The sequence below is a fragment of the Flagellimonas sp. 2504JD1-5 genome (assembly GCF_053618295.1).
Genome location: NZ_JBSIOU010000002.1, coordinates 994873 through 1010915 on the forward strand (window position 1 = coordinate 994873; position 16043 = coordinate 1010915).

Below are 16043 nucleotides of genomic sequence, written 5' to 3' on the forward strand. Positions count from 1 at the left end.
CTTAGTTTTCTATTAATTACTGTTAATGGTGAAATTACTAAAAAATAGTAATTGCCCTAAGATATGAAGTTTAGGTCTTATTTTATATGGGTTGGCCCAAAAAAATCTATTCAGTTACCTTTCGCCAATACAAATTAGGTGTTTTAAGGTTCTATGATATAATTTTCCTTTGGAGAAGGAAGGGGTGTTTACAGACCAGGTTTGTCCTTGGCGGCCAAGGTCGTTTAAACTAATGAAAGCGCTCTCATCGAAAGATTGGGTAGTAGCGTCAATACAATAAACCACACCCAACATGGTGCTAAAAAATATTTTTCCGTTCACCACGATTGGGTTACCGTTAAAATTCCAATGCCAGCCATCCCTTCGGGATCTTTTATCGTTGGACACATCCAATCCACGAACATTTAAAGTTTCTGTGCTGAACTCTGTATTCCATAGATAAGATTTGACCCCATCATTAAAATCTACTTGGACCGGTACTTCCAAATAGGCAGCCTTCCCTGTTTCCAGATCAATCCTTGCAATGGTGTATTTCGGACCAATATTCCTTCGATATTGCCCTTCTTTGAAACACAGAAAAAAGAGTTTGTTGTTTACGATAATATTAGTGTACCAAGCCGGGAATACAGTTAAACCCCAATCTTTTTGCAGATCCACATTATTTCGGGTTGTATATTTTCCGCTTTTGGAATCGTACTTTGTTATATCAGTATTTGAAGTTAACGATACTTTTTTTTGAAGTATACCAGTTTCGGGATCTACAATATGTACCTCATTTTGGCTTTCGGTATACCATACAACATAATCCCGGTTCCAAGTAGCGTGATACAGGGCCATGCCCTCATCTGCTTTGTATTGCCAAATGGTTTTTCCTGTTTCCGTATCTACAAGGGAGTATCCTTTTGGTGTTTCTGGCACACCATGGTGCCCTCCCCTACCAATCATTATAGCATATTTACCCTTTCTTGTTTTGGAAAGAAATGGGGTGTTGTAATGGGTTAGTCCATCCTCCGAAATCCAGACCGTCTTACCTGTACTTTTATCTATGCCATAGAGATAGTTCCAGCCATAAGTTCTTCGCCCATCTTTTTCCCAATAGGTTTCCATGTTGATGATTAAGTCATCAATTATAAAGGGTTCAAATTGCTTGTTGAATGGAAAATGGGTTCCATCCAACTCCTCGACCGGATTCCAAGTTCTTTCCCAAATTAAATTGCCTTCAAAATCAAAACAGCTTAGATTGCCACTGGCATTATAAAACCAAACATGCTTTCCGTCGGTAACCGGTCCTGGTGTGGACGAATCACTGAAACCATACATGTATTCACTATCAACGCTTCCTTTGAGTTCTTTTTGCCAAATAATATCACCTCCTTTAGCATCTATGCACAAGGCAAGCACACTGGAACCTTTAATCCCTTTTCCCTCCTCTATTTGATATATGGGTTTCATTACGGTAAGGAATATGTGGTTATTCCATATCGCAATACCACTTTGCCCCCCTTCGGGCAATTCGGTTTTCCATAGAATGTTTTTCCCTATTGTTACACTAAAATCTGTAGGAACCTTATCTTGAGTGGTCATTGTCCAATCTCCGTTGGGTCCGGCTGGTTGGGGCCAATTATTTTCTCTTTGTGCAGATATGGAAACACAAAAAAACAATGAAATGAAAAATAGGTGTGTTTTAATTTTGTTGTGAATCATTTTTATATGCAGTTGATGGAACAAATGCAATAAAGCGTATAAACCATAAAGATGCCAATACTAAATTGACCTATAAAAACACTATTTCTACTTAATTTTTACGGTCCACTCAAAATTGAAGGTGGATACCGGAATTCCATCTTCGTTCATTCCGACAGATTTCATCCAAAAGGTTTGCCCCTCACCGGTTTCAATGGTTTTTTTAATGGCTTCTTGAATCAGATGACCATCCTCGCTGGTAAATGTAATTCTTCCGGTAGCTTTTTTTGTGAAGGTTGCATTGTTATTCGCCACCAACATCGATATTCTTTTACCGCTTTTTTTGATTTGGGAGATGACCATGGCTCCGGTACTCAACTCTGCGGCCATGCCTTGAACCGCCCAAAACATGGAGTTAAATGGATTTTGATTGAACCATCGGTACTTTACCGAAGTAACCGCTTTTTGGTTATCGATATGTTTGAGTCTTACCCCGCACCACCATGCCGCAGGAAGTTTAAAGAAGGTGAACGTATTGAATTTACTAGGTTTTAAAGCCATGTATGTCATATATATCTGCTAAAAATACCTAAAATAATTACATTCTCAATATGTTAAATAATTGTTAATATTTAGTACTTTGTTTTGCATAGTACCATCTTTTGGATATATATTTGCATCGTAAGCTAATAGGTAAACCCTTTTTACAGTTAAAATCATCAATTAAAAATGGCAACAACATTAACCAAACACGAAAGAAATTTGTCTGCGATCATACACGCATCCACCTTTTCAAAGTACTTTATTCCCTTTGGGAATTTTATACTCCCATTGATTTTGTGGACCGCGAACAAGAAAGAGTATCAATTTGTAGACTATAACGGTAAACAGGCGCTCAATTTTCAAATTAGCCTGTTATTATATTCCATTATTGTGGGTATTATAAGCATACCTTTTTTTATGGGTTTCTTACCAAACCTATTCGATTGGAATTTTTTTGACTTTCATAGATTAAGCGATTTGAACAACCTGAACATACACATCAGCAGTGATGATTTCAAGTTTGGACGTTTTTTCTTGCCTGTCGGAATTACCGGATTGTTACAAGTTGCATTGGTGATCATTAACATTGTTTATACCATTTTGGCAACTATAAGAACTAATGAGGGCGAAACTTTTAAATATCCATTCACTATAAAATTCATCAAATAAAAAATAGGAGTTTATTCATCAACCTGTGCTGAGCACAGTCGAAGCATCAAAAAACGAAGTAGCATCAATCACAATCAATCAAAAAACCGTTTCCACTCCCCTGCTCATCACAGGGGAGCAAAGGGAAACAAAAACGAACAGTTAATTAAATAGAACTATGCAATTATGAATATAGAAAACACAAAAGCACAAATGCGCAAAGGGGTTTTGGAGTATTGCATTCTTTCCATATTAAGGGATAAGGATAAATATGCATCAGAAATTCTCGGGGCCCTTAAAGACGCTAAGATGCTGGTGGTGGAAGGTACCATTTACCCTCTACTTACAAGGCTGAAGAATGCTGGGTTACTCAACTATCGTTGGGAAGAATCCACTTCGGGGCCGCCACGAAAATATTATGCACTTACCGAAACAGGGCGCTTGTTCCTTAACGAACTCAACGGCACCTGGGATGAACTTAGAAGCGCAGTTAATCTGGTAACCAACACAAAATAAAATCAAGAAATGAACAAGACAGTAAATATAAATTTAGCAAACACGCTCTTCCATATAGACGATACTGCTTTTAACAAGCTTAAACGTTATCTGGAATCTTTAAAACGCTCCTTTTCGGGCACTCCGGGCAGTGATGAGATCATTGCCGACATCGAAGCGAGGATTGCCGAACTCTTTTTGGAAAAAATGGAGAACGAGCGACAGGTAATCACCGAAAAAGAAGTCGACGCAGTAATCAATGTAATGGGACAACCAGAAGATTACATGGTTGATGAGGATATTTTTGAAGACGAACCTAGAAAAACCCATAAGCAAACCACCCGAAAATCAAAAAAGTTGTACCGCGACATGGACCAAAAGTACATTGGCGGGGTATGTTCCGGTTTGGAACACTATTTAGGGTTGGACGCGCTATGGATTCGTTTGATATTCATTCTATTGGCCGTATTCACCGGTTTCGGTTTAATTGCCTACATCCTACTTTGGATTTTGGTGCCTGAGGCGGCAACCACCTCCCAAAAACTGGATATGTCGGGAGAGCCCATCAACATCAGCAATATAGAACGCAAAGTAAAAGAGGGGTTTGATGATGTTGCCGACAGTATTAAAAATGTTGACTACGAAAAAGTGGGCAACAAGGTTAAAAGCAGCTCCAAGACCTTTTTTGACACCATTGGTGAGATTATCATGTTTCTTTTTAAAATATTTGGAAAATTCATTGGCATTATCCTGATCATTGTTGGTGCCTCTACCCTAATTGGGTTATTTGTGGCCATGTTCACTGTGGGTATGTTCGATGCGGTAAACCTACCAGGAGTCGATTTTTATGAAATTGTTGGAACTACCGGAGCACCAGTATGGCTTGTATCAATACTGTTATTCTTGGCATTTGGTATTCCATTTTTCTTCTTGTTGTACTTAGGTCTCAAGATTTTGGTAAATAATCTGAAGTCAATAGGGAATATTGCCAAATTCTCGCTGCTCGGATTATGGTTGATCTCAGTTGGAACATTGTTCGCCCTTGGCGTAAGGCAGGCTGCCGAGTTCACACATGTGGGTAGCGTAAATATTAAGGATCAAATGGTGATGGCGGAGCAATCGGATACCTTGACAATTAGGATGAAGGACTCTGATTATGATCATGGAATGGAAGATATCCATTTTGGAAGAATGACCTTCACCTATGACGAAAACGACAATCGCATGTTGATTTCGGACGATGTGGATATCAAAATTAGAAAGTCTGATGACGGTTATGTCAAACTCAATATTAGAAAAGATTCCCACGGTAGCAGCACCCTGGCCGCAAGGGAAAGGGCCAAACAAATAAATTATGGCTACGAGCTTACGGAAAATGAGGTGGTTTTAGATGAGTTCTTGACCACCTCCCCTTCCAATAAGGCGCGAAACCAGGAGGTTACCACAACCATTTACATCCCCGAAGGTAAGGTCATCTCTTTTGAAGAATCCACCAAGGGGCACATTGGCCGAGGCATTCGTAATGATAGAGACCTCTACCGAAGTGGAATTGTGGAATATACATGGATCATGGGTGAAGATGGTGAACTTAAATGCCAGGATTGCCCTGAAGAAGAAATCCAGCAAGATAATGAAGAGGAAGGAACCATAATTATTGATAAAAATGGCATCGACATCAATGTTGAGGATGGAGCAGACAGTTTTAAAATGAAAATTGATGAAGACGGACTGGAAATAAAAGCAGAAGAGAAAAATAACAATTGAGTATCCGAATTCAACAGTTCGGAAACCTTTACTATGTAAAAAACAATCTAAAAACGAATTTTAATCAATCATAAAAAACAACAATCATGACAACACTAGCACGAATAGCAATCGCATTTATCTTGGCAGTATTTGCCTCCTCCTGTATTATGGATGTCAATTTTGGCAATGGTAAAAAAGGAAATGGTGAAGTAGTTGAGGAAAGCCGCAAAGTTACCGAAGATTTTACAGTGGTATCAGCATCCGAAGGTCTGGATGTGTATGTTACCCAGGATTCCGATTTTAAAATATCGGTTGAAGCAGATGAAAATATCATCGATTTAATTGGAACTGATATCAGGGACGGAAAACTTCGTATCCATGCCATAGAAAATATCGGTAGGGCCACTAAGAAAATATATGTTTCCATGCCAGAGATTACTGGGCTTAAAAGTTCAAGTGGTGCCGACCTTATTGCCCAAAATGTAATTGAGTCCAAGAAAATTGACTTGGACGCCAGCAGTGGCTCTGATTTAAGGGTTGAACTAGTTGCCGAGGAAGTGTCTGCCGATGCCAGTAGCGGAGCCGGAATTAAAATCTCCGGTAAAGCAAATAGCTTGTATGCCGATGCCAGTAGTGGAGCGGATATTAGAGCTCGTGAGCTATTTACCAAAAAATGTAATGCCGATGCCAGTAGTGGAGCGGACATTTCTGTAAATGTTTCGGAATCCCTGGTTGCAGATGCCAGCAGTGGAGCAGACATTCGTTATTCAGGTGAAGCCAGTGTACAGACAAAAAAATCTGTTTCTGGAAGCGTGCACAAATACTAAAATGAACAATCAAAATATCCCATTGGGGAGAATTAAGGGCCTGGTAACTTCCAGGTCTTTTTTTTATGTTATTATTTCCTAATGCATAACAAACATTAAAGTACCTGTCACTTAATCATTTAACAAAAAAATTGTATCTTATTAGAGGAAAGGAAACTATAACTCTAAACACATATCGCCATGAAAAAAAATTTTGGATTGGCCTTGTTGATGCTCATTTTGATTTCTGCGACGAAATTTGCTTCTCCAATGCCAGAATCAATGCACTCCATTGAAGGAACCTGGGAACTGCAAAGCTTTTATAACTACGACGACGGTGTCAATATTTCGGATACGGTCCCTACCGCAGAAGGTTATCGACAGGTAAAAATGTATTACAATGGTAAAATCATGTGGAGTAGGCACGCTCCAAAAGATTCGTTGGAATGGTTTGGATATGGTACGTACAGAATCACCTCAGATTCTCTTATCGAAACTTTGGAATATGGTTCAGGTTCAATGATGTCTGCACTTGATACCCTAAGAGTGTTTCGGTTTGAATTGGAAATGACCAACGATACTTACAGTCAAATTAGTTTTGATGAAGAGGGTAATCGTACTTTTTCAGAAAACTATAAACGGATAGATTGAATTAGCACTCCATTAAAAAAAAAGGCACCAAACAGGTGCCTTTTTTAATATAAATATGTGTGATTCGTTTAAGAAACCACAGTCTCCTTACTTTCTACCGATGCCAAGTAACGTTCAGCATCCAGAGCGGCCATACACCCTGTTCCAGCAGCAGTAACCGCCTGACGATACTCCTTATCCTGAACATCTCCGCTGGCAAAAACTCCTGGCTTATTGGTTTTTGTGGATTTTCCTTCAGTAATGACATACCCAGTTTCATCCATATCCAGTTGTCCCTTAAAAATATCGGTATTTGGTTTGTGTCCAATAGCTATAAAAAGTCCAGTTATGGAGATTTCCTCCTTTTCCCCAGTTTGATTGTTCACAATTCGTAAACCCTCAACTACCTGATCTCCGAGTACCTCATCCACTTCTGTGTTATAACGTATTTCAATATTGTCCAAGCTATTTACTCTGTGTTGCATGGCTTTTGATGCCCTCATATGGTCTTTCCGTACCAACATGGTCACTTTTGTGCAAATATTTGCTAGGTAAGAAGCTTCTTCTGCAGCTGTATCGCCCGCTCCAACTATGGCAACATCTTGTCCTTTATAAAAGAAACCATCGCAAACGGCACATGCGGAAACGCCTCCACCCCTTAAGCGTTGTTCACTTGGAATGTTAAGGTATTTTGCTGTGGCTCCAGTAGAAATAATCACGATCTCCGCTTCAATCTGTTTACTATCATCGACTGTAACTTTATGAATTCCGCCAACCTCGTCACTAAAATCTACCGCGGTCACCATGCCAATCCTCACCTCTGTTCCAAAGCGTTCTGCTTGTTGCTGCAATTGTACCATCATTGTTGGTCCATCAATCCCTTCAGGGTATCCAGGAAAGTTGTCCACTTCTGTCGTCGTGGTCAATTGTCCTCCAGGTTCCATTCCAGTGTACATCACGGGTTTTAGATCAGCTCTTGACGCATAAATTGCCGCTGTATAACCTGCGGGGCCGGATCCTATGATCAATGTTTTTATTCTCTCTATCTCTTCTGACATAATTAAAAATCTACTCTTATGTTTTAGTTCTACAAAAGTAGGTTTTTTGCACAAAAACTTACACTTGGTTTATTAGGACTTACCAACACCCCATGACCGGTAAAAAGAAAAGAGCCATTGGATCAATGACTCTTTTGTTATTATGGTAGGCTAAGTTAATTATTGTTATTATGAGGTTATAAAACCGTTACAACCAAGAGGCTCAACCTCAAAACCCCTTGGCGCAACGGAAACCTCATTAAACAAGACCTTTAGGTTAAGCACAGGTAAGTATTCCCTACAATTACCCCTAATCTCATTTTATATGGAGGTTATTTCCTGAATTAAATGACCTATCATCAATTCGGGGTAAACTTACTATGGAAACATACGATAAAGGCTTCCCAATTAATCAATGGGGTGTTCTTGACAATGGATGGGTCATTTGAATTCACGATCATAAATTAGTCTGTCCATATTCCTTGATCTTACAAAACACTTATAATATTAAAAGGAGCAGCAAATATGATATGCTTTTTTTGCCAGTCTTTGTTTTTGCAACACAGTTGCATTTGTTTTGGATTATCTTTACTGCGTGAAATGGACATTGATCATATTATCTGTATATTTTTTATCCCTGAACCTACTTCCTTGTGGTGATTCTGATTCTTCATCGGAGATAACGAAGATAGAAGTCAATTGTGCCGATAACGGTCATGATCATGATTCCAGTCACCTTTGTTCTCCTTTTTGTCAATGTCAATGCTGTCACATTCCTGTATTTCCTATTGACCATGAAAGTATATCCTCAATACACATTACCTATTCCTCAGAAGTGTACGGGAATGAAGCCGGCTTTATTCAAGAAGTTTCGCATTCCCTGTTTCAACCTCCGCGATTTTTTGGCTGATCTTTTCATCGGGATATTCTTCCAAAAAATTACGAGTCAAAAAAATACATTTCAATGAAAAAAAATATAATAAGCCTGTGGCTTATGCTTACTATTTGTGGATTATCCACAGCCCAAAAACATACTGTTCAAATAAAAGTACTTACTGAACAGGAGCAAGAACCTTTATTGGGTGCAACCGTCTATTTGGCCAATTTAAATGTTGGTGCAACAACCAATTTTGATGGCGTGGCCGTCTTGGAAAATCTAGAAACGGGGAATCACGAATTGACAATTTCTTATTTAGGTTTTGAAACCTTAAATAGCATCATCAAAGTTCCATCCGAAAACCAAATGGTTTTTTACTTAAAAGAAAGTGCGAATGTCCTTGAAGAAGTTGTTTTACAATCATCGCGAAGCACACGTACCATTCAAAAGATACCCACCCGGATAGAATATATCGGTCTGGAGGAGTTGGGAGAAAAAGTCGCCATGAATCCAGCCAACATTTCTATGGTACTTCGTGAAAGTACTGGAATCCAAATGCAGCAGACATCTCTGAGCAGTGGTAGCAGCAATATTCGAATACAAGGTTTGGACGGGCGTTATACACAGTTGCTTCGAGATGGTTTTCCCTTGTATGGAGGTTTTTCAAGTGGTCTGAGTATTTTGCAAATTCCGCCATTGGACCTGCGCCAATTTGAGATTATAAAGGGGAGTTCGTCCACACTTTACGGGGGTGGTGCCATTGCAGGTCTGGTCAATTTGATTTCTAAAGTACCTGAAGAAGAACCCCAATTAGATCTTATGTTAACTCAAACTCATGCAGGGGGAAGTACAGGGAACATATTTTATGGAGAAAAAAGAGGCAAAATGGGTTGGACCGTTTATGGTTCTGCCCATTATCAAAAGGTATACGACCCGGAAGATGATGGTTTTAGCAATCTACCAGAAACAACCACATTTTCCTTAAATCCCAAGTTATTTTTTTATCCCTCGAATAAAACCACTTTCTGGTTTGGTATCAACGGGACTTTGGATAATCGGCACGGTGGAGACATATCTCGAATAGAGAATGGTCAAAACGGAATACACCAATATTCCGAAAAGAACAGTTCCAAACGAATAAGTAGTCAGGCGGTTTTTGAAACCCAATTTGACGCTTCTCGAACATTTATCGCAAAAAATAGTATTTCATTTTTTGATAGAAGTCTTGATATACCAGATTTAACCTTTTCGGGCAAACAATGGAATTCCTTTTCCGAAATCTCCTTGAATAACCGGTCGGATAAATTGGATTGGGTATTTGGTGCCAATCTTTACACCACCAATTTTACTGAAGATACCGAATCCCTGGAAAGGGATCAAAAGGATGTAACCACAGGTTTTTTTGTGAACAATATTTACGACATTTCCGATAATTGTATTCTGGAAACCGGACTACGGACAGACTATACAAAGGATTGGGGCTTTTTTGCCCTACCGCGAATTTCGTTGTTGTTCAAAACAGGTTTCAACTTTTCCAGCAGAATTGGCGGTGGGTTGGGATATAAAATCCCGGATATATTTACCGAGGAAGCTTCATTTATCAACTTTAACAATATTCTTCCAATTGACAAAAATGCCTTGGAAGCAGAGCGTTCTTATGGCGTGAATCTCGATTTCAACTTTCAAACAAAATTGTCGGAGCAAACTAGCTTTTCAATCAATCAGTTGTTTTATCTCACGGCAATTAAAAATGGACTTTTACTTAATCCCATTGATGCTCAATTGTTTCAATTTATAAATGCCGATGGAAATGTCACAAGCAAGGGAGCTGAAACCAATATAAAGTTTACTTATAAAGATTTTAGATGGTTTTTGAACTACGCACTCATCGATACAAGGTTAAACTATTTGCCTGGAAATCCACAAAAACCACTAACCGCAAAGCACAATTTTGGCAGTGTTTTTATGTTCGAATCACCAAAATGGCGTATTGGTTATGAAACTTATTATACCGGTAAACAACTTCTGTCCGACAATACCGAAACCACAGATTTTGTAACGATGGGACTGTTGGCAATCCGAAATTTTGATTGGGGAAGTATTTTTGTGAATTTCGAAAATTTCACAGATCGTAGACAAAGTAGATTCTCCCCTTTGGTATTACCTCCTCATGAAAATCCAACATTTCCAGAAATCTACGCTCCAACAGATGGTATAATAGTCAGCGCTGGGTTAATTTTAAAACCATTTGGCAACAAACAAAATCACTGATCGGATATGGAGGTTCAATTGGATAACGTATTGAAAAATCGTGGCATACGACCCACGGCAATGCGAATGCTGGTTTTAAGGTTTTTAGCTAACAGTAAAACGGCCAAAACATTGAACGCCATTGAAAATTCTTTCGATATGGCGGACCGCACAACGGTATATCGTACTATAAAACTTTTTGAAAAAAAGGGAGTGGTACATCAAATTGATAATGGAACAGGCGTTGCCAACTATGCACTTTGTGAAGAAAATTGCAACTGTGTACCGGGAAAAGATCTGCACCTACATTTTCATTGTACAAAATGTGGCGAAACACTTTGCTTGACCAATCATAAGATCCCCACAATAAATTTACCTAATGGTTATATGCCCGAAAACATGAATCTGTTGGTCAAAGGGCGGTGCCCAAGTTGTTTTCACAAAATTGACAAGAATTGTAGTTCAAGTTTGTAGATTCTATTATTTGGTTAGTTTTGAGATATCTAACAATGAATGGTTGTAGGTTCATCACCTAACAAGGAAAAGTGGTTTTAAAGAAAAATTCCTCCATATATAATTATCAACCAAAGGCAATGATCATTGTCTTTCTACTTATGCTAATCCATATGGGATGTAAAGAAACTCCAAGAATTAAAGGGATTGTGGAAACTTCTTTTGGAACAACCAAAGATGGAAATGAAATAACCCATTACCAGTTGACCAACGCCTCCGGCATGTCGGTAGGTATTATCAATTATGGTGGAATTGTCACCAGCATAGAGGTTCCTGATAAAAAGGGTGTTTTTGGCGATGTGGTTCTTGGCCACGATAACATCAAGGATTATGAGGAAAAGAGCGATTATTTTGGATGTATTGTAGGTCGATTTGGAAACAGGATTGCCCACGGAAAATTTAGCCTGGATAGTATAGAATACAAACTCTTCTTAAACAATAACGGTCATACGCTACATGGAGGGCGGAAAGGATTTGATAAACAGGTATGGGAAGCAAAATCATTTGAAAATGAAGATACCATGGGCGTGAAGCTCTCCTATACCAGTATTGATGGTGAAGAGGGATACCCTGGCAATCTTAAGTGCGAGGTGACCTATACCCTTACCAAGGACAACGCTCTTCAAATTGATTACAAAGCCGTAACCGACAAGACCACCGTGATCAACCTGACCAACCATACTTATTTTAACCTGAAGGATGGAGGCGACTCGCCGATTTTGGATCATGAATTGCAAATCAACGCATCACTTTACACTCCTGTGGATGAAGGTTTGATTCCAACCGGTGAAATTGTACCAGTAACCGATACCCCATTCGATTTTCAAAATCCAACTCCAATTGGCAAAAGAATTGATGCAAGCCACACACAACTCGATTATGGACTGGGATATGACCACAACTATGTTTTGGATAAAACTTCCGACAGCTTGGAATTAATCTCCAAAATAGTCGAACATGAAACAGGAAGAGTGCTGGAAGTGCTAACCACTGAACCTGGTCTTCAATTCTATTCAGGTAACTTCCTAAAAGGTACAATAACCGGAAAACGTGGTACTACTTATCAGCATAGAACAGGGTTTTGTTTGGAAACACAACATTTTCCAGATGCTCCAAATCAACCACATTTCCCCTCTACAGTACTAAAACCTGGTGAAACCTATAAAAGCACTACGGTTTATCAATTCAAGATAAAAGCTTAGTTACAGAATCAAAGAAAATTGTCGCTCTCGGAATAAGCCGCAATTACCCTTTTTTCTCCTTCCTTGCCTTTAATGGAATTTCCATGTTCCATGCCAAGGATACCTTTATAATCTTTACTATGAATGAACTTAAATACATTCCTATAATTGATTTCCCCCGAGGTAGGTTCATTTCTGCCAGGATTGTCCCCTATTTGGAAATATGCTATCTCATCCCAACATGCTTCTATATTTGGAATAAGGTTTCCTTCTTGAATCTGCTGATGGTAAATATCAAAAAGAATTTTACATGAAGGAGAATCAACCGCTTTGCAGATTTCATAAGCCTGTGGACTTTCTGAAAGAAAAAGACCCGGGTGATTCCTGAAATTAAGAGGTTCCAAGACCATTACAAGTCCATGAGGCTCCAAGATTTCCGATGCTCTTTTTAGGGATTCCACCACATGAGCCGTTTGATATCCCATATTCTGCCTTAAATCAACATGACCAGGCACCACGGTCATCCATTTGGCATTGACTCTTTTGGCCACCTCAACAGATTCTTTGATATGGGTGAGGAATTCTTCTCGAAGATTTTTGTCCCCGTTGGCTAAGTTTGGTTTTTGCCAGTATATTTTGTGGGCTACAAAAACTCCCATGGAAATTCCTCTTTTAGCCATGGTAGATGCCATTTTTTCTTGAAGATCAATGGTCCTTCCCTTCATGCCGTTGTCCTCGAAGGCGGTGAATCCTTGATCTGCCATAAAATTAAGTTGATCAATAGGGTTCTCTCCTGCATGATTTTTGAACATTCCCAAATGCGGGGCATATTTCAAATTGAAATCTTTGTAAATGGGTTTGCTTTCCTTTTGTCCCATCATTACACCGGGAACAATGCCCAAAGCTGATGTTGCTGCAATGGAGCTAACAAAATTTCTTCGTTTCATTTCTTAATTTTTATGATTATGAAAATTTGGTTACTCCTGGAACGGGAATCTTATACTTGCCATTTGCATCTGGCAAAGTAGGAGCCTGGGAATTCCAATCAAGGTTATCCGGAACCAAATGTAAATCTGAGTTCAACGCCTGGTCCCACGTAATTATATCTCCTGAGTAAGTGGCCATACGTCCCATAATTGCGGCCAAAGTGGATTTGGCACCATTTTCCCCATCGGCCAATACTTCTGATTTGCTCCTTATTGCCGCAAAAAGTCGATCATGCTCTACTTGATACGGATTGGGGTCATGCTCCCCTTCCTTGACATTCGCATAATTGAACTTCTCAGCACCCGTCAGATCTTTGATAATCCCCTTGCTGACCACAACACTTCCGCTGCTTCCTTGAAAAGCTTCGTCCACTCTATTGTGACAACCCTTCTGATGTCTGCATTGACTTGATATTACCGCTCCCGAAGGATAGGTGAACTCTACAAAATGATGGTCAAATATTTCACCGTGATCTTTTCCGTTGCGCACTTCTCTACCACCCATTCCTTGAGCCATAGTTGGATATTCCCCAATAAACCAGTTGGCCACGTCAATATTATGGATGTGCTGCTCTAAAATGTGATCTCCGCAAAGCCAATTAAAATAGTACCAATTTCGCATTTGATACTCCAACTCACTCTGCCCTTCTTGTCTTGGCCTCACCCAAACACCTCCACCGTTCCAGTAAACTTGACCGGAAACAATCTTGCCCATCGCTCCTTGCTGGATCTGATCATATAGGGTAGTATATTTTTTTTGATAGTGCCGTTGAAGACCAACGACTACATTTAGTTTCTTCTCTTTGGCCAATTTGGCCGATTTTAATACTCTTCTAACTCCTGCTGGATCTGTAGCAACAGGTTTTTCCATAAACACATGCTTATCTTGGGAAATTGCATATTCAAAATGCAATGGGCGGAATCCAGGAGGTGTAGCCAATACAACCACATCTGCAGCATCAATAGCTTTCTTGTACCCATCAAACCCTGTAAATCTATTTTTCTCCTTTACGTTTATTTTTCGTTCCCCTTCAAAATGCTCTTGAATAGCGCTAAGACTGCCCTCCAATCTATCTTTGAAAGCATCAGCCATTGCAACTAATTCCACATCCGGATCAGCAGTAAGCGCTTGAACGGTCGCACCTGTACCTCTTCCTCCACAGCCAACCACTGCAAGCTTAAGTTTTTCGACCTTTCCCGTTTGGGCCATGGCCTGAAGCGGGATACTGCTTGCCAATATTCCCCCCGTAGCAAGTCCTGTAGTTTTTACGAACGATCTCCTGCTAAAGGAATCGTTTTTTTTGATTATTTCTTGATCATCCATGATATTTAGTTTGTATGTTTTTTCTTCCAGTAAATTTTCTGCTCCTTTTGATTTGGGGTATTGTAAGGTCGTACGATCCTAAACCCAACAAATTGTGCATCGGTATGCCACCATTTGCTTTTGGGAATTTGCGGATCCCGCATTTTCCAGCGTTTTTCGGAATACTGCCTTGAGGCACTCCTTAATTTTTCGGGACCATCCTTCCACGAGCCACCACGCACCACTCTTGGATAGGTTTTCATTGGCTTTATAAAAGGATCTGCTGTTTTGCTGCCACTTCGTTCATCATATAAATCCGAATCATAGGCATCCAATGTCCATTCGGCCACGTTTCCATGCATATCGCGAAGTCCCCAAGCATTGGGTTTCTTTTTGCCAACTTTTTGATATTTGTTTTGACTGTTTTTTGAATACCATGCGTATTCAGCAAGTTGGTCAGGGCTATTTCCAAATGAGTAAACTTCCTGTGTCCCTGCCCTACAAGCATATTCCCATTCCGCCTCGGTGGGAAGCCTATAAAAATTTCCTGTTTTTGCCGATAGCCATTCGCAAAATTTTGATGCGGCATATTGGGTCATACTTATGGCCGGATACCCTTCTGTTCCCATTCCAAAACTCATTTCAACATAGGGTGTGGTTGCACCAGAAACGGCATCAACATCCAATAAAACTTCTTTCCCTGTGGCACCATTGCTCTTTGCATGATCTATTTCCCTTGACATAAACAGTTGGTACAAATCCCAGGTGATCTCTACCTCGGCCATCCAAAATGGAGCGATTTCCACCTTATGTGTCGGGCCTTCATCTGGCAATCTTCCTTTTTCTGTATTTGGGCTACCCATTGAAAAACTTCCCCCAGGTATAGGTTTCATCGATATTGTCAAATCCGTCCCGGAAATTTTTTGTTTATAGGCACCAAAAGATTTCTTCTGTCCATTAACTTTAATGGCAAAAACACAGACAAATAATACAATCAAAGTCTGTTTGATGTTATTCTTCCTTTTTGGAGTATTTTTTTTGGTCATCTTTATTGGATGTATACAATTGGGATAAAAACAAAGAACTCGTCAAAGTTATCCTTTGGCAAGGCAATTAACCACTGAAAAACTCACCCAGAGCAATACTTTTTTTGCCCAGTTTCTTTGATGCGATTGATTTTAAAACAAAATGATATTCCCTTTACCCCTAGGTTTTCCATCAAGTTTTATTTAAGCCAAGATTATAGTTCTTCTTCCAAAATAGTACACTTGTGAAGCCAAAAACCCTATAATAATTAACAATAAAGTGGATTATTGGCTGGGATTGATTTCACATGTCCATGGAT

The 16043-nt window shown here is 39.5% G+C and carries 15 protein-coding genes; 9 read left to right on the forward strand and 6 right to left on the reverse strand.

The window, feature by feature from the left end; all coding sequences use genetic code 11:
* Positions 1–114 precede the first annotated feature (114 nt).
* Both ACULLG_RS13975 and ACULLG_RS13980 read right to left on the reverse strand, forming a co-directional pair.
* Entirely contained in the window at positions 115–1704 is a 1590-nt protein-coding gene (locus ACULLG_RS13975) for an outer membrane protein assembly factor BamB family protein (RefSeq protein ID WP_452127416.1), read from the reverse strand.
* Between the two features lie 87 nt (positions 1705–1791).
* Positions 1792–2244, reverse strand: coding sequence for a DUF4442 domain-containing protein (locus tag ACULLG_RS13980; protein WP_452127417.1), 453 nt, complete (start codon positions 2242–2244; stop codon positions 1792–1794).
* Between the two features lie 168 nt (positions 2245–2412).
* On the opposite strand from ACULLG_RS13980, the gene ACULLG_RS13985 reads away from it, so the two are divergent.
* The 5 genes from ACULLG_RS13985 (at position 2413) to ACULLG_RS14005 (ending at position 6572) form a co-directional block, all read left to right on the forward strand.
* Entirely contained in the window at positions 2413–2895 is a 483-nt protein-coding gene (locus ACULLG_RS13985) for a DUF4870 domain-containing protein (RefSeq protein WP_452127418.1), read from the forward strand.
* A gap of 165 nt (positions 2896–3060) precedes the next feature.
* Positions 3061–3390, forward strand: coding sequence for a PadR family transcriptional regulator (locus tag ACULLG_RS13990; RefSeq protein ID WP_452127419.1), 330 nt, complete (start codon positions 3061–3063; stop codon positions 3388–3390).
* Positions 3391–3399: 9 nt separating this feature from the next.
* Positions 3400–5133: a PspC domain-containing protein gene (locus ACULLG_RS13995; RefSeq protein WP_452127420.1), complete on the forward strand. Its 1734-nt coding sequence runs from the start codon at positions 3400–3402 to the stop codon at positions 5131–5133.
* Between the two features lie 86 nt (positions 5134–5219).
* On the forward strand, positions 5220–5942 hold the full coding sequence (locus ACULLG_RS14000; protein ID WP_452127421.1) for a head GIN domain-containing protein: 723 nt from the start codon (positions 5220–5222) through the stop codon (positions 5940–5942).
* A 180-nt stretch (positions 5943–6122) separates the two neighbouring features.
* The gene (locus tag ACULLG_RS14005) at positions 6123–6572 is read left to right on the forward strand and encodes a hypothetical protein (protein WP_452127422.1); all 450 of its coding nucleotides are present in this window, start codon (positions 6123–6125) and stop codon (positions 6570–6572) included.
* 68 nt (positions 6573–6640) lie between these two features.
* Here the strand turns inward: ACULLG_RS14005 and trxB are convergent, their stop codons facing one another.
* Entirely contained in the window at positions 6641–7609 is a 969-nt protein-coding gene (gene trxB / locus ACULLG_RS14010; protein WP_452127423.1) for a thioredoxin-disulfide reductase, read from the reverse strand.
* A 574-nt stretch (positions 7610–8183) separates the two neighbouring features.
* On the opposite strand from trxB, the gene ACULLG_RS14015 reads away from it, so the two are divergent.
* From ACULLG_RS14015 to ACULLG_RS14030, 4 genes are all read left to right on the forward strand, one after another.
* Complete coding sequence (locus tag ACULLG_RS14015; RefSeq protein ID WP_452127424.1) at positions 8184–8498, forward strand: DUF6660 family protein; 315 nt, start codon at positions 8184–8186, stop codon at positions 8496–8498.
* 54 nt (positions 8499–8552) lie between these two features.
* A complete protein-coding gene (locus ACULLG_RS14020) occupies positions 8553–10736 on the forward strand; it encodes a TonB-dependent receptor (protein WP_452127425.1) in 2184 nt (727 codons plus the stop codon).
* 6 nt (positions 10737–10742) lie between these two features.
* Positions 10743–11189, forward strand: a complete 447-nt coding sequence (locus tag ACULLG_RS14025) for a Fur family transcriptional regulator (RefSeq protein ID WP_452127426.1) — start codon at positions 10743–10745, stop codon at positions 11187–11189.
* A gap of 152 nt (positions 11190–11341) precedes the next feature.
* Positions 11342–12430 (forward strand): aldose epimerase family protein, encoded by a 1089-nt coding sequence (locus tag ACULLG_RS14030; RefSeq protein WP_452127427.1) that lies wholly within the window; start codon positions 11342–11344, stop codon positions 12428–12430.
* An 8-nt stretch (positions 12431–12438) separates the two neighbouring features.
* Here ACULLG_RS14030 and ACULLG_RS14035 read toward each other — a convergent pair whose 3' ends face one another.
* Genes ACULLG_RS14035 through ACULLG_RS14045 form a run of 3 tightly spaced genes read right to left on the reverse strand, consistent with a single transcriptional unit; the run spans position 12439 to position 15744 of the window.
* The gene (locus ACULLG_RS14035) at positions 12439–13356 is read right to left on the reverse strand and encodes a hydroxypyruvate isomerase family protein (RefSeq protein ID WP_452127428.1); all 918 of its coding nucleotides are present in this window, start codon (positions 13354–13356) and stop codon (positions 12439–12441) included.
* A 16-nt stretch (positions 13357–13372) separates the two neighbouring features.
* Entirely contained in the window at positions 13373–14719 is a 1347-nt protein-coding gene (locus ACULLG_RS14040) for a Gfo/Idh/MocA family protein (RefSeq protein WP_452127429.1), read from the reverse strand.
* Positions 14720–14724: 5 nt separating this feature from the next.
* Complete coding sequence (locus tag ACULLG_RS14045) at positions 14725–15744, reverse strand: formylglycine-generating enzyme family protein (RefSeq protein WP_452127430.1); 1020 nt, start codon at positions 15742–15744, stop codon at positions 14725–14727.
* Positions 15745–16043: the final 299 nt, after the last annotated feature.

What these genes read in the sequence shown, in the direction of transcription:
- ACULLG_RS14030 (WP_452127427.1), top strand. Translation starts at nt 11,342, where the DNA reads ATGGGATGTAAAGAAACTCCAAGAATTAAAGGGATTGTGGAAACTTCT.
- ACULLG_RS13980 (WP_452127417.1), bottom strand. Translation starts at nt 2,244, where the DNA reads ATGGCTTTAAAACCTAGTAAATTCAATACGTTCACCTTCTTTAAACTT.
- ACULLG_RS14020 (WP_452127425.1), top strand. Translation starts at nt 8,553, where the DNA reads ATGAAAAAAAATATAATAAGCCTGTGGCTTATGCTTACTATTTGTGGA.
- ACULLG_RS13995 (WP_452127420.1), top strand. Translation starts at nt 3,400, where the DNA reads ATGAACAAGACAGTAAATATAAATTTAGCAAACACGCTCTTCCATATA.
- ACULLG_RS14035 (WP_452127428.1), bottom strand. Translation starts at nt 13,356, where the DNA reads ATGAAACGAAGAAATTTTGTTAGCTCCATTGCAGCAACATCAGCTTTG.
- ACULLG_RS14025 (WP_452127426.1), top strand. Translation starts at nt 10,743, where the DNA reads ATGGAGGTTCAATTGGATAACGTATTGAAAAATCGTGGCATACGACCC.
- trxB (WP_452127423.1), bottom strand. Translation starts at nt 7,609, where the DNA reads ATGTCAGAAGAGATAGAGAGAATAAAAACATTGATCATAGGATCCGGC.
- ACULLG_RS14045 (WP_452127430.1), bottom strand. Translation starts at nt 15,744, where the DNA reads ATGACCAAAAAAAATACTCCAAAAAGGAAGAATAACATCAAACAGACT.
- ACULLG_RS14005 (WP_452127422.1), top strand. Translation starts at nt 6,123, where the DNA reads ATGAAAAAAAATTTTGGATTGGCCTTGTTGATGCTCATTTTGATTTCT.
- ACULLG_RS13985 (WP_452127418.1), top strand. Translation starts at nt 2,413, where the DNA reads ATGGCAACAACATTAACCAAACACGAAAGAAATTTGTCTGCGATCATA.
- ACULLG_RS13990 (WP_452127419.1), top strand. Translation starts at nt 3,061, where the DNA reads ATGAATATAGAAAACACAAAAGCACAAATGCGCAAAGGGGTTTTGGAG.
- ACULLG_RS14000 (WP_452127421.1), top strand. Translation starts at nt 5,220, where the DNA reads ATGACAACACTAGCACGAATAGCAATCGCATTTATCTTGGCAGTATTT.
- ACULLG_RS14040 (WP_452127429.1), bottom strand. Translation starts at nt 14,719, where the DNA reads ATGGATGATCAAGAAATAATCAAAAAAAACGATTCCTTTAGCAGGAGA.
- ACULLG_RS13975 (WP_452127416.1), bottom strand. Translation starts at nt 1,704, where the DNA reads ATGATTCACAACAAAATTAAAACACACCTATTTTTCATTTCATTGTTT.